Origin of the sequence: Mycobacterium asiaticum, assembly GCF_001673365.1 — a bacterium.
Lineage (GTDB): Bacteria > Actinomycetota > Actinomycetes > Mycobacteriales > Mycobacteriaceae > Mycobacterium > Mycobacterium asiaticum_A.
Genome location: NZ_LZLS01000075.1, coordinates 1 through 12424, shown reverse-complemented (window position 1 = coordinate 12424; position 12424 = coordinate 1). Strand labels below are relative to the sequence as shown.

Below are 12424 nucleotides of genomic sequence, written 5' to 3'. Positions count from 1 at the left end.
TGGTCGGCGCCGGCGTCCAGGTGTTCATTGAGCCGGGCGGCGATGGCTTCGGTGGTTCCGTAGGCGACGACGGAGTCGACCAGTCGATCGCTGCCCGGCTTGGCGACGTCCTCGTCGGTGAAACCGAGCCGCTTCCAGTTGTTGAGGTAGTTGGCCAGGTTCAGATAGATCCCGAGGGCCTTGCGTCCCACCGCGCGAGCCTGGTCGGGGTCGGTGGTGAGCACCACCTTGTGCTCGGGAGCCAGAAACGCCGACGGACCGATCAGTTCGCGCGCTTTGGCGGTGTGCTCCGGCGTCGTCAGATACGGGTGCGCTCCGGCGCTGCGCTGCGCCGACAGTTTGAGCACCCGGGGACCCAGCGCCGCCACCACCCGCCGGTCGGCCGGTACGCCGTGCTCGTCGAGCTGATCCAGGTACTCCACCAGGACGTCGTACGGCTTGCGGTACTCAGCCTGTACCTCGGGGTGGCCGACACCGATCCCCAGCAGAAAGCGACCGGGATAAGCCTTGTCGATCCGGTGGAAGGACTCGGCGACCGCCTTGGCCGGCGCCGTCCAGATGTTGACGATCCCGGTCGCGACCTGCAGCGTTGTCGTCGCTTCCAGGATCGGTTCCACCCAGGACAGTTCAGCGGCCGGGGAACCACCCACCCAGACGGCCCCGTAGCCCAGGGCCTCGATTTCCTTTGCTTGCTGTGGCGTGACGCCGCTTCCGAACGATCCGAATCGGCCGAGGTTGGGCTTATTGGTCATGGATGGTAGTAACCGTCCGGGCGGGCTCCGGTATTCCGATGACCTCGAATGGCGACGAACCGCGCGATTTTGCGTCCGGAGTGCCGCTGCGGGTATCGTGGACCAACGGTGCGGCGTCCGTACCGACTCTTTGCGTGCCCTTTCTGAAATTTCTTCCGGGAATTTCCACCATCGGCTCACGTTTTGTAGTCCGGACGAATGCTGCGCCCACCCAGGTGCACGGACGAGAAGTAGAGGATCGCCAAAAAGTAATGGCCAAGAAGGACGGTGCCATCGAGGTCGAGGGTCGCGTGGTCGAACCCCTGCCAAATGCGATGTTTCGCATTGAGCTGGAAAACGGCCACAAGGTGCTCGCTCACATCAGCGGCAAGATGCGGCAGCACTACATCCGCATCCTGCCCGAGGACCGCGTGGTAGTGGAGTTGTCTCCCTACGACCTGTCCCGGGGCCGCATTGTGTACCGGTACAAGTAACGCAAACACCTAACAGACCAGAGAACAGGACCGAGACTGCCGTGAAGGTGAACCCGAGCGTCAAGCCGATCTGTGACAAGTGCAGGGTGATCCGTCGGCATGGACGGGTCATGGTGATCTGCTCTGACCCCCGCCACAAGCAGCGGCAGGGTTAGTCGGGGCTTCCTGCTACCACAACTGAATCCAGACCTCCCAGCACCAATGAGCGGCTCGGATCATTTCCAGACCAGCTCATCCACGCCCGGACGGAGGCCGGGCCCTTACCGCCAGGTGAGGAACGGACTGGGAAAAGACCTCCGCTGAAAAAGAGGAAACGCCACCTATGGCTCGACTAGTAGGCGTCGATCTGCCGCGCGACAAGCGGATGGAGATCGCGCTGACCTACATCTTTGGCATCGGCCGGACTCGCTCGAACGAGATTCTGGCGGCCACCGGTATCGACAAGGACCTGCGCACCAAGGATCTCAGCGATGACCAGCTGACCCATCTGCGCGACTACATCGAAGCGAACTTGAAGGTCGAGGGTGACCTGCGCCGCGAGGTGCAGGCCGACATTCGTCGCAAGATCGAAATCGGCTGCTACCAGGGTCTGCGGCACCGCCGCGGACTGCCCGTGCGCGGCCAGCGGACCAAGACCAACGCGCGGACCCGTAAAGGCCCCAAGCGCACCATCGCAGGCAAGAAGAAGGCCAGGTAAATCCCGATGCCACCAGCCAAAAAAGGGCAAGCAGGTTCCGCCAAGAAGGGGCAGAAGACCCGCCGCCGGGAAAAGAAGAACGTCCCGCACGGTGCCGCCCACATCAAGAGCACGTTCAACAACACGATCGTGACGATCACCGACCCCCAGGGCAACGTCATTGCCTGGGCATCGTCGGGTCACGTCGGGTTCAAAGGCTCCCGCAAGTCCACCCCGTTCGCCGCACAGCTGGCCGCGGAGAACGCCGCGCGCAAGGCGCAGGAGCACGGGGTGCGCAAGGTCGACGTGTTCGTCAAGGGCCCGGGCTCCGGCCGCGAGACCGCGATCCGGTCGCTGCAGGCCGCCGGCCTGGAGGTCGGTGCGATCTCCGACGTCACGCCCCAGCCGCACAACGGTGTCCGCCCGCCCAAGCGTCGGCGCGTCTAGGTCTAGGAGGACATACCCATGGCTCGTTACACCGGACCCGTCACCCGCAAGTCCCGCCGGCTGGGCACCGACCTCGTCGGTGGCGACCAGTCTTATGAGAAGCGCCCTTACCCGCCCGGCCAGCACGGCCGCGCCCGGGTCAAGGAAAGTGAATACCGCCTGCAGCTGCAGGAGAAGCAGAAGGCGCGTTTCACCTACGGCGTGATGGAAAAGCAGTTCCGCCGCTACTACGAAGAGGCCGTGCGCCACTCGGGCAAGACCGGTGAGGAATTGCTGCGCATCCTGGAAAGCCGGCTCGACAACGTCGTGTACCGCGCCGGGCTGGCCCGGACCCGCCGGATGGCCCGTCAGTTGGTCACCCACGGGCACTTCACCGTCAACGGCGTTCGCGTCGACGTCCCCAGCTACCGGGTGTCGCAGTACGACATCATCGACGTGCGGGACCAGTCGGTGAACACCGTGCCGTTCCAGATCGCTCGGGAAACCGCGGGCGACCGTCCGATCCCGAGCTGGCTGCAGGTGGTGGGAGAGCGGCAGCGCATCCTGGTTCACCAGTTGCCGGAGCGCGCGCAGATCGACGTGCCGCTCGCCGAGCAGCTGATCGTCGAGTTCTACTCGAAGTAATAGACGTTCTGCATCAACCGGTGCAGACAACCTGAGCGGCATCAAATAGCGGGTGCCGAGAAGGAGAATAAGAAACACCCATGCTGATTTCACAGCGCCCCACCCTGTCGGAGGACATTCTCACCGACAACCGGTCCCAGTTCGTCATCGAACCGCTGGAGCCGGGATTTGGCTACACACTTGGTAATTCGCTGCGTCGCACCCTGCTGTCGTCGATCCCCGGCGCGGCCGTGACCAGCATTCGCATCGATGGCGTGCTGCACGAGTTCACCACCGTGCCCGGCGTCAAGGAAGATGTCACCGACATCATCCTGAACCTCAAGAGCCTGGTGGTGTCCTCCGAGGAGGACGAGCCGGTCACCATGTACTTGCGCAAGCAAGGACCCGGCGAGGTCACCGCCGGTGACATCGTGCCGCCGGCCGGTGTCACGGTGCACAACCCGTCCATGCACATCGCCACCCTGAACGACAAGGGCAAGCTCGAAGTCGAACTCGTCGTCGAGCGCGGCCGCGGTTACGTCCCGGCGGTGCAGAACCGGGCTTCGGGTGCCGAAATCGGCCGTATCCCAGTCGATTCCATCTACTCGCCGGTGCTCAAGGTGACCTACAAGGTGGACGCCACCCGTGTCGAGCAGCGCACCGACTTCGACAAGCTGATCCTGGACGTGGAGACCAAGAGCTCCATCACCCCTCGTGACGCGCTGGCCTCGGCCGGTAAGACCCTGGTCGAATTGTTTGGTCTGGCACGCGAACTCAACGTCGAGGCCGAGGGCATCGAGATCGGCCCGTCGCCGGCCGAAGCGGACCACATCGCCTCGTTCGCACTGCCGATCGACGACCTGGACCTGACCGTCCGCTCGTACAACTGCCTCAAGCGCGAGGGTGTGCACACCGTCGGCGAGTTGGTCTCGCGCACCGAGTCCGACCTGCTCGATATTCGCAACTTCGGCCAGAAGTCGATCGACGAGGTGAAGGTCAAGCTGCACCAGCTGGGTCTGTCGCTCAAGGACAGCCCGCCGAGCTTCGACCCGTCCGAGGTGGCCGGCTACGACGTCGCCACCGGGACCTGGTCCACCGAGGGCGCTTACGACGACCAGGACTACGCCGAAACCGAACAGCTCTAACCGGACACACGTAATACCGTCCGGTGACGATGCGGCCGTGCAGCGGCCGCTGAGGAACCGGACACACGTAATACCGTCCCGGTCCTACCTGATACGGGGGCCGGCCCCACATAGGAGAAGTCGCAATGCCCAAGCCGACCAAGGGACCTCGCCTCGGCGGGTCGTCTTCACACCAGAAGGCGCTGTTGGCCAACCTGGCTACGTCGCTGTTCGAGCACGGCCGGATCAAGACCACCGAGCCCAAGGCGCGGGCGTTGCGGCCCTATGCGGAGAAGCTGATCACCCACGCCAAGAAGGGCACGCTGCACAACCGGCGTGAGGTGCTCAAGAAGATCCGCGACAAGGATGTGGTGCACACCCTGTTCGCCGAGATCGGGCCGTTCTTCGCCGACCGCGACGGCGGCTACACCCGCATTATCAAGGTCGAGGCACGCAAGGGCGACAACGCTCCGATGGCCGTGATCGAACTGGTGCGGGAGAAGACGGTGACGTCGGAGGCCGATCGCGCACGTCGGGTGCAGGCTTCCAAGCCTGCCGGCGAGAAGAAGGCCGCTCCCGAAGCGGCGGCCGCGGCACCGCAGGCGGCCGTCGAGCCGGACGCGGTGGACGATTCGGCGGCCGACACTGTCGAACAGGACACCGAAGCTGCGCCCGAGGCGGCGGCTGCGGCCCCGCAGGCAAGTGTCGACGAGGCTGACGAGGCCCCCGAGAATTAGTGCAGACGTCCGTCTGCGGCTCGATATCGCTTACGACGGAACCGATTTCGCGGGCTGGGCAGTTCAATCAGAACAGCGCACGGTCGCCGGCGTCCTCAACGAGGCGCTGACGACCGTGTTCCGCACTCCAGTGCAGTTGCGTGCGGCCGGCCGTACCGACACCGGTGTGCACGCCACGGGCCAGGTCGCCCACGCGGACGTGCCGGCCGATGCGCTGCGCAACGCGTATTCGCGAACGACTCACGCCCAGAATCCGGAGTTCGGTTCCCTGGTGCGACGGTTGGCCAGGTTTCTGCCCGCTGACGTACGGGTTCTTGATATCGCCCGCGCCCCAGCCGGTTTCGACGCGCGGTTCGCGGCGTTGCGACGCCACTACGTCTACCGCTTGTCGACCGCGCCCTACGGCGTGCTGCCGCAGCAGGCGCGCTTCGTCACCGCCTGGCCACGGACGCTGGACCTGGATGCGATGCGGGCAGCATCACGAGAGTTGTTGGGATTGCACGACTTTGCCGCGTTCTGCCGGCATCGCGAAGGTGCCACCACCATCCGCGAACTGCAACGGCTGGACTGGTCGTCCGATGGTGATCTGGTGACCGCACACGTCAGCGCCGACGCGTTCTGCTGGTCGATGGTGCGCTCTTTAGTGGGCGCCTTGCTGGCCGTCGGCGAGCAACGACGAAGCCCGCAGTGGTGTGCTGAATTGCTCAGCGCGACAAGCAGGTCCAGCGACTTCGCGGCCGCGCCGCCGCAAGGGCTGACCCTGGTCCAAGTGGATTATCCGCCCGACGACGAACTCGCGGCCCGGACCGTGATCACCCGCGACATTCGCACTCCCCGTTAGATTTTGCCCACGACGAAATCCGCGGCTTGGTTGGTAAGACCCGGCACGTAGCCCGTGTGTGCCTTCCACACGTTGCCGTCCGAGCAGATCGGGTCACCTTCGTTGCACAGGTTGAGGATTTTGCCGCCGAATTGCGGGCTCAACGCGGTCATCAGACCGCCGGCGCGCCCCGATGGATTTCCGAACAGGGTGACCGCGGCGACATGCTCGGCGGCGTCGGCCGGTAGCGGCTCGGTGAAGCCGAGCGCGGCCAACGGTGCGGCCGTGACGATGTCGATGACTGCGGCGCCCTGGGAGTACCCGCCGAGCACCAACTTGGTGTTCGGACAACCGGTTGCCATCTGCTGCACGTGGGCGCTGGCGTCGTTGGCGCCGTCGGTCGCGGCCAAAAAATCCTTACTGGCCGGATAGTTAACGCCATAGGCACCGACGTTGCGGCCGGTCTGGTTGCGTAACGAGCCCACCAAGGCGTTGCCGACGCGGCCGAGGCCGGGTGGTTCGCCGGTTCCGCGGGCAAAGATCACCTCGATGTCCGGGCAGCCGGCCGAAGCCTTGGGTGCCAGGGGAGGGGCGCACAGCAGTGCGGCCGCCGCAAGCGCGGCGGCCGCCAGTCGGCCCAGCGGGGCATATCTCATGCCCCGAAGTTTAGGGCTTACTGACCTTGCGTCAGTGCACCTGCACCACGGGCTGCTGTACCACGGTGGTCACCGGGCTCGGTGCCCGGGGAGCTGACACGGGCGATTGGGGAACCTGTCCCGGCACCTGTCCCGGAACCTGCGGGACGGCGCCGGGGACCAGCGGCAGCTGGGGGACCGGCAGCTGCTGAGGCATATGGGGGACACCGTTCATCAGTTTGGGCGCGGCGAATGCAGCGCCTTGGGTCGTATACACCGGGACGTAGCCCTCGGTGTGCCCAGTCCACTCGTTCCCAGCCCCGGCGTGGCAAATCGGGTCCTGTGGGTTGCAGTAATCGACGGCCTTTGCGCCCAGCAGGGCGCTCTTGGTCGGTAGCGACCCGCCGGCACGGTCCGCAATGTCGCCGAAGGTGACGACCGCCGCTATGTTGTCGACGTATTCGGGCGGTAGCGAACTGCCCCAAGTAATGCCACCGATCGGGACGCCGGCCACGATGTCCATCACAGACGCGCCCTGCGAGTAGCCGCCCAGCACGATTTTGGTGTTGGGGCAGGACGACACCGTCGACTTGACGTGGGAAATGACGTCGTTCGCGCCGTCGCCGCCGTGCAGCTGCAACTTGCTCGCGGCGTAGTTCACCCCGTAGGTCCGGATGTTCACGCCGCTGGCCTGCTGGCGTAGCGAATCCACGAACGCATCACCGACGCGTCCCAAACCCGGCGGCTCGTTCGTGCCCCGGGCGAAGATCACTTCGGCGTCCGGGCAGTCGTCGGCGTGTGCGGACGGGACAGCGGTGACGGGGCTGATCAAGAATCCGACGGCGGCCAAGACAGCTGCGACGCCAAGACCGGCACGACCGGCTAGACGAAATAGGTCCTCAAACACGCCGAAATTTTACCCGCAGGCGGGTGGAGCAAAACCTCCACAGCTGTGGATGACGGTCGGTTCTGCCCGCTCCGGCGGCCTACCGTAGGGGCGATCATGACACTTCCAGCAACGACCTGGCTGCACATCAGCGGCCACCGGTACCTGATGCGGCGTTTCGAGCGTGCGTTGCTGGGCGGGGAACTCCGATCGTGCGCCGGGCCGCGGCGCGGTGCACTTGCCATTGGCGGCGCACTGACCCTCATCGCCCTGCTGGGATGCGCATTTATAGGTTTGCTGCGGCCACAAGCCGGGCTGGGCGATGCCCGAATCGTCATGGGCCAGGAAACCGGCGCGCTATACGTGCGAGTGGGCGATACGTGGCATCCCGTGCTCAATCTAGCCTCGGCGCGGTTGATTGCCGCAACGGAGGCTAATCCGCGGCAGGTCCGGGAGTCCGAACTAGTGCACACCAAACACGGTGCGCTGCTGGGCATCCCGGGTGCACCGCAGTTGCTTGGCGCGCCGCTGCCGGTGCACGAGGTGGTCTGGACGATCTGCGACAGCGACAAGACGACGGTGCTGATCGGTCCGGTCGCAGACCTGTCGCTGCGGGCGGTGGGCGGCGACCGGACCCTGTTGGTCGCACCCGACTCGGGTTCGCCGACCTACCTCCTCTATAACGGGCAGCGGGCGCTGGTGGACCTGTCGGATATGGCCGTCGTGCGTGCTCTGCGGCTTAGCGGTCAAACCCCGCGCATCGTCTCGCAGGCGTTGCTCAACGCAGTCCCGGAGGCGCCGCCGATCACCGTCCCGCGCATCCGCGGGGCGGGTTCGCCGGCGGGCACTTGGTTGCCCGGGTTCACGGTCGGCAATGTGCTGCGGATCACACGGGCCACTGACGACGAGTACTACGTGGTGCTCGGCACCGGGGTCCAGCGGATCGGAACGGTCGCGGCCGATCTGCTCGGTTTCGGCGGCAAGCCGGGGGCCGCGACGGTGATCTCGGTGGCACCCGACGTGCTGCGGTCCGTCCCGGTCGTCGACGCGCTGGCGATGGCGGGACTTCCCGAACGGCTCCAGGTCGACGTTGCTGACGGGACGTTATGTGTGACGTGGACGCCCGGCCGGTCGGGTAAGCCCGAAATAGCCCTTCTGACCGGCGATGGCCCGACGTCCGCGACCGCTTTGGCACAGGGCGACGGCCGCGGTCCCGCCGTCGACGCGTTCGGTATCGAGATGGGGCGCAGCGCCTACGTGGCGGCACGGAATCTCACCGGCGAGCAAGGCCGCACGAGCACGCGATACCTCATCACCGACAGCGGGGTCCGGTTCGCGATCCGCGACGACGACGCGGCACACGACCTGGGCTTGTCGTCGACGCCCGCCCCCGCGCCCTGGCCGCTGCTGGCGGCGCTGCCGAACGGACCGGAACTGAGCCGGGAGAAGGCGTCAGTGGCCCGCGACACGCTCGGCCCGTGAGCCGCGCCTACGCACCGTCGACGCGGCCACCGCCAGCAGGGCAACGACACAGATCGCCGTGCCACCGAACGCGGTGTCGCGGGGACGACGCTCGGGCGCGTGAGGGGTGGCCAGGGGCGGCGCAGCCACCGGCTTGGGTGCGGACGTAACGGTCGGCGGGACGGAATCGGTGCTGACCGCGGCCAAGATGTCAACGGTGCCGTTGCCGACCAGAGGATCCCACCCCGCGGCTGGGTGATGCGCCGTCGACTCGATGCGCTGCATCACCTCACGTGCCGTCAGGGCCGGAAACCGGGCCCGCACGAGCGCGGCAACTCCGCTGACCACCGGAGCGGCATAGCTGGTGCCTGATATCGGTTGTCCGTCAACGCTATTCGCGATCTCGCCGTTGACCGGGCTGAGCGATGTCACGCCTTCGCCGGGTGCGGCGACATCCAGCCACGGCCCAGCCAAGGTAAACGACGACGGTTCGCCCCGAGAGTTCACCGAACCGACCGTCAGCACATAGTCGTCGTACCAGGCGGGGCTGGCCACGACCGCCACGGTGTCGCGGGTGGCATTCGCCGGCTGCGGTGGACATTGCATTGCCGCACCGGTATTTCCCGCCGCGGCCACCACCACTGTGTTCTTGACGTCGACCGCATAGGCGAGTGCCGCACCCAACGCCCGGTCGTCGAGAGCATCGCCGGCCCGGACGCAGGCCACCGACGAGATGTTGATGACCGACGCGCCGAGATCGGCTGCGGTGCGCACCGCCTTCGCCAGGGTTTGGACATCACCGACCCCGCTGGACCGGTTGCTCGCCGGGGAGAACTTGGAACTGGATTGACGGACGCTGATCAAGGTGACGTCCGGGGCGATGCCGGTGAACTCCGAACCCTCGCTGGCAGCGATGATTCCGGCCACGAGCGTGCCGTGCGCGTCGCAATCCTGGGTACCGTCTCCGTTGCCGACGTAGTCGCCGCCGGCCGACAGGTCCTTCAGCCGCGGATGGCGGTGCACGCCGGTGTCGATGACCGCGACCCGTTGCCCGGCGCCGCGAGTGAGCCGCCACACCCGCGGCAGGTCGAAGTCCGCAAGCTGGGCAGGCAGGTCGGTCTGCTGCGTCGTAGCTACCGCGCATACCTCGCGCTGCACTGTCGGCTGCGAAGGCGAGGGCAATGCCGGTGCCGGCAACCACTTTTCGTCAACCGGCGGGGGCGACACCGCGTGCGCCACCGGCACGCCCTGGACGGCCACCGCCGCCACCAACAGCAGACGTGCGATGCGCAAGACGATCACGCACGCATCAAATTTAGACGGCGGACGACGCCGAAGGCGCCGCATGTCCAAAAGGTCAAAGGCACGACCGCAATCGATGCCACACACCCCAGAGCATCGATGCACCGTCGCATGACCGGCGAAAGCGATATCACCGGAACGACGAAACCCAGGTAAACCGCCGCGGCGGAAAGGATCGTCGTCAGCGCGGCGACCCACATTCCCGGGATCGGGAAGGTGTTTGCTGCGATCACGAATACCGTTGCGGTTAGGGCGATCCCACACCCGACGAATACGGGTGCTCTTCGACTGTCTGACCGTGCGTGCAGCAGCAGCACACCCGCCGCGACCGCGGCCAGGGCGATACCGCGTTGCGCGGTCAGCGCGGCAACCGCGGACCCACTGGCAGCCCCGGCAGCGAACGCCGACCGCAAACCCGTCAACACGCTATCGGCGCGTTGCGCTTTGGCGGCCAGTTCGCCTTCTGTGCGCAGCGGTTCCGAGTCGGTCAGATTAGGTGACAGCCCGGTCAACAGGATCGACGCCCGCGGCGCCGCTTCGATCAGAGCTAGGCAGGACAGCGCGGTCAACGAGCCGACGACATACGGCGGTGCCCCAGTGAGCATCGTGGCCAACGCGGCACTCGCACCGATCACTGCGAACCAGGCCAATGTCATCAAAATAGTTATGTCGCAACGCGTTACGCGCATCGCAAGTACCGCCGTCGCGGCCCCGGCCATCCCGGCGAGCAACACATTAGGAGCGCCTGGACCGCCAGGCACGGTGAGCAGACCGGCGAGCGAGGCATGGACGACGGCGATGATGTTGAGCGTGAGAGCGGCCACCCGGTTTCGTAGCAATCGATCCGCGAAGAGTGCGCACACCACGGCGACGGCGGCCACGGTAGCGACGGCTATCCGGGCATGCCCGTCGGTGGTGGATGCGTTGCGGACCAGAACGATCGCACCGATGCAACTGAAGCAGACTGCGGCCACCGCGGCCATGATTCGAGCGGCCGGTAGCGCACGGGACTGGTTGTTCAGCGTCGCCGCCACGGTGTCGGCTTCTTCGTCGCAGCGCATGACCGGTGGCCTCGGCGCTTCCCGGCTCATGATCAGGACGGTGCCGTCCTTGATATCGCTGTGGGCCAAGGTCGCCGAGCTCGGTAGCGGTGGCGCACCGAGGCGGGACAGTCGGTAGTTCGCCGCCGGGGCAACCCCACCCAGCAGGTCGAGGATCGACGGGATCAGTTCGGCGACGGGCAGGGTGGCGGGCAGCGCAACGTCGATGTTGGCACTGTCGGCGTGGACGGTGACGCGGCGAAGTACCGGGTTCGATGCAGGCACTGTTGGCACGCTAGCCAGCGGTGTCCCGTCCCGCTTCCGGTTGTCCACAGGTGACTTGTGACGAATTGCGCTGCTGCTTAACGTCGTCGAACTGTGACTACGGTCATCGAGATAGCCGCACCGCCCGAGGCGCCGCGATCGGCCTCGTCTGGGCTGGTGGTCCTGGCGCCGGCATTGATGGCCGTGGTGACGTTGGCGATAACCGCGGCAGCGTTGGTAGCCGGCTCGCCGGTAGCGCGCAATCCCACGTTCTTGGCGTTTCCGGCGATGATGCTGATCTCGTCGGCGGTCACCGCGCTGACGGGCCGGGGACGACGGGCCACAACTGAAGATCGTGACGACTACGTGGAGTATCTGCGCGGCCTGCGCCTGGAGGTCGCTGAAGTGGTCATAGCGCAACACAATTCGCTGATTCAGACACATCCCGATCCGGCAACGTTGTGGACGCTGGTCGGTAGCGACCGCATGTGGATACGGGGACCTGCCGATGCCGACTTCGGTCGAGTCCGCGTGGGTCTGGGAACCGCGCCGCTGGCTACCCGGTTGGCGGCTGCGCCGGCGCCGTCGACGCAACGGTGCGACCCGGTGACCGTCGCCGCGCAGCAGAGATTCCTGCGGACGCATTCGACGGTCCGCGACGTCCCCATCGTGATCCCGCTGCGCGGCACCCCGCGGATCACGGTCGACGGCGACCCGGACCGGGTGCGCGGCCTGATCCGGGCGATGATATGTCAACTGGCCGTGGCGCATACGCCCGAACAGCTGTCGATCGTCGGCGCAGTCCGCGACCAGACGCATTGGGAGTGGCTGAAATGGTTGCCGCACAACCAACATTCGAGCCAGGCGGATCTGATCGGACGGGCACGGTTGATCTACTCGACATTGGCTGAGGCCCGAGATGCACTGGCCGCCTTGCAGCCGGCGCACGCCGTCGTGATTCTCGACGAACCCATGGCTGAGGAGTTTCAGATCCCCAACACGACCGTCATCGAAATCGGCTGCGCCGGAGGTGCCTTGACGGTGCAACCTTCCCACGTCCACGACCGGCTGACCTCCGTGGACTGCCTCGATCTCGCCGATGCTTTGGCGTGTGCTCGCCGGCTTGCGGCACACTCCGGCGCCCCGACAGCGCGTTCAGACTGGTTGGACATGCTGGGCCTAGGCGATTCTGATCCGGCCGCGC

14 protein-coding genes and 1 pseudogene are annotated in these 12424 nt (G+C 66.2%); 10 read left to right on the top strand and 5 right to left on the bottom strand.

Features of this window, described 5'->3' with window-relative positions; translation table 11 throughout:
• The coding region (locus A5634_RS08055) for an LLM class F420-dependent oxidoreductase (protein ID WP_065143526.1) at positions 1 to 752 on the bottom strand (752 nt) is incomplete at its 3' end.
• A gap of 251 nt (positions 753 to 1003) precedes the next feature.
• On the opposite strand from A5634_RS08055, the gene infA reads away from it, so the two are divergent.
• The 8 genes from infA to truA all read left to right on the top strand — a co-directional run bounded on the left by infA (position 1004) and on the right by truA (position 5653).
• Positions 1004 to 1225 (top strand): translation initiation factor IF-1, encoded by a 222-nt coding sequence (infA, locus tag A5634_RS08050; protein ID WP_003418601.1) that lies wholly within the window; start codon positions 1004 to 1006, stop codon positions 1223 to 1225.
• A 41-nt stretch (positions 1226 to 1266) separates the two neighbouring features.
• Positions 1267 to 1380, top strand: coding sequence for a 50S ribosomal protein L36 (rpmJ, locus tag A5634_RS27165; protein ID WP_003879483.1), 114 nt, complete (start codon positions 1267 to 1269; stop codon positions 1378 to 1380).
• Positions 1381 to 1547: 167 nt separating this feature from the next.
• Entirely contained in the window at positions 1548 to 1922 is a 375-nt protein-coding gene (gene rpsM, locus A5634_RS08045) for a 30S ribosomal protein S13 (protein ID WP_065143525.1), read from the top strand.
• 6 nt (positions 1923 to 1928) lie between these two features.
• Entirely contained in the window at positions 1929 to 2348 is a 420-nt protein-coding gene (rpsK, locus tag A5634_RS08040) for a 30S ribosomal protein S11 (RefSeq protein WP_065143524.1), read from the top strand.
• Positions 2349 to 2366: 18 nt separating this feature from the next.
• Positions 2367 to 2972, top strand: coding sequence for a 30S ribosomal protein S4 (gene rpsD / locus A5634_RS08035; RefSeq protein ID WP_065143523.1), 606 nt, complete (start codon positions 2367 to 2369; stop codon positions 2970 to 2972).
• A gap of 80 nt (positions 2973 to 3052) precedes the next feature.
• Positions 3053 to 4096 (top strand): DNA-directed RNA polymerase subunit alpha, encoded by a 1044-nt coding sequence (locus A5634_RS08030; RefSeq protein WP_065143522.1) that lies wholly within the window; start codon positions 3053 to 3055, stop codon positions 4094 to 4096.
• Between the two features lie 125 nt (positions 4097 to 4221).
• The gene (rplQ, locus tag A5634_RS08025; RefSeq protein ID WP_065143521.1) at positions 4222 to 4812 is read left to right on the top strand and encodes a 50S ribosomal protein L17; all 591 of its coding nucleotides are present in this window, start codon (positions 4222 to 4224) and stop codon (positions 4810 to 4812) included.
• Complete coding sequence (truA, locus tag A5634_RS08020) at positions 4790 to 5653, top strand: tRNA pseudouridine(38-40) synthase TruA (RefSeq protein ID WP_437339953.1); 864 nt, start codon at positions 4790 to 4792, stop codon at positions 5651 to 5653. The genes rplQ and truA overlap by 23 nt, the downstream gene beginning before the upstream one ends.
• On the opposite strand, the gene A5634_RS08015 is transcribed toward truA, so the two are convergent.
• On the bottom strand, positions 5650 to 6288 hold the full coding sequence (locus A5634_RS08015; RefSeq protein WP_065143519.1) for a cutinase family protein: 639 nt from the start codon (positions 6286 to 6288) through the stop codon (positions 5650 to 5652). The genes truA and A5634_RS08015 overlap by 4 nt on opposite strands.
• Before the next feature lie 31 nt (positions 6289 to 6319).
• Positions 6320 to 7174, bottom strand: coding sequence for a cutinase family protein (locus tag A5634_RS08010; protein ID WP_437339952.1), 855 nt, complete (start codon positions 7172 to 7174; stop codon positions 6320 to 6322).
• Positions 7175 to 7270: 96 nt separating this feature from the next.
• On the opposite strand from A5634_RS08010, the gene eccB reads away from it, so the two are divergent.
• Positions 7271 to 8635: a type VII secretion protein EccB gene (gene eccB / locus A5634_RS08005; protein ID WP_065143518.1), complete on the top strand. Its 1365-nt coding sequence runs from the start codon at positions 7271 to 7273 to the stop codon at positions 8633 to 8635.
• On the opposite strand, the gene mycP is transcribed toward eccB, so the two are convergent.
• Positions 8606 to 9961, bottom strand: a complete 1356-nt coding sequence (gene mycP, locus A5634_RS08000) for a type VII secretion-associated serine protease mycosin (RefSeq protein ID WP_081290277.1) — start codon at positions 9959 to 9961, stop codon at positions 8606 to 8608. The genes eccB and mycP overlap by 30 nt on opposite strands.
• The gene (gene eccD / locus A5634_RS28615) at positions 9913 to 11241 is read right to left on the bottom strand and encodes a type VII secretion integral membrane protein EccD (protein WP_065143527.1); all 1329 of its coding nucleotides are present in this window, start codon (positions 11239 to 11241) and stop codon (positions 9913 to 9915) included. Before eccD ends, mycP begins: the two co-directional genes overlap by 49 nt.
• A gap of 93 nt (positions 11242 to 11334) precedes the next feature.
• Here eccD and A5634_RS28610 point away from each other — a divergent pair.
• Positions 11335 to 12424 (top strand): annotated as a pseudogene (locus A5634_RS28610) (type VII secretion protein EccC); the annotation flags it as partial.

What these genes read in the sequence shown, in the direction of transcription:
- rpsD (WP_065143523.1), top strand. Translation starts at nt 2,367, where the DNA reads ATGGCTCGTTACACCGGACCCGTCACCCGCAAGTCCCGCCGGCTGGGC.
- rpsM (WP_065143525.1), top strand. Translation starts at nt 1,548, where the DNA reads ATGGCTCGACTAGTAGGCGTCGATCTGCCGCGCGACAAGCGGATGGAG.
- rplQ (WP_065143521.1), top strand. Translation starts at nt 4,222, where the DNA reads ATGCCCAAGCCGACCAAGGGACCTCGCCTCGGCGGGTCGTCTTCACAC.
- mycP (WP_081290277.1), bottom strand. Translation starts at nt 9,961, where the DNA reads ATGCGGCGCCTTCGGCGTCGTCCGCCGTCTAAATTTGATGCGTGCGTG.
- infA (WP_003418601.1), top strand. Translation starts at nt 1,004, where the DNA reads ATGGCCAAGAAGGACGGTGCCATCGAGGTCGAGGGTCGCGTGGTCGAA.
- rpsK (WP_065143524.1), top strand. Translation starts at nt 1,929, where the DNA reads ATGCCACCAGCCAAAAAAGGGCAAGCAGGTTCCGCCAAGAAGGGGCAG.
- A5634_RS08015 (WP_065143519.1), bottom strand. Translation starts at nt 6,288, where the DNA reads ATGAGATATGCCCCGCTGGGCCGACTGGCGGCCGCCGCGCTTGCGGCG.
- A5634_RS08030 (WP_065143522.1), top strand. Translation starts at nt 3,053, where the DNA reads ATGCTGATTTCACAGCGCCCCACCCTGTCGGAGGACATTCTCACCGAC.
- eccB (WP_065143518.1), top strand. Translation starts at nt 7,271, where the DNA reads ATGACACTTCCAGCAACGACCTGGCTGCACATCAGCGGCCACCGGTAC.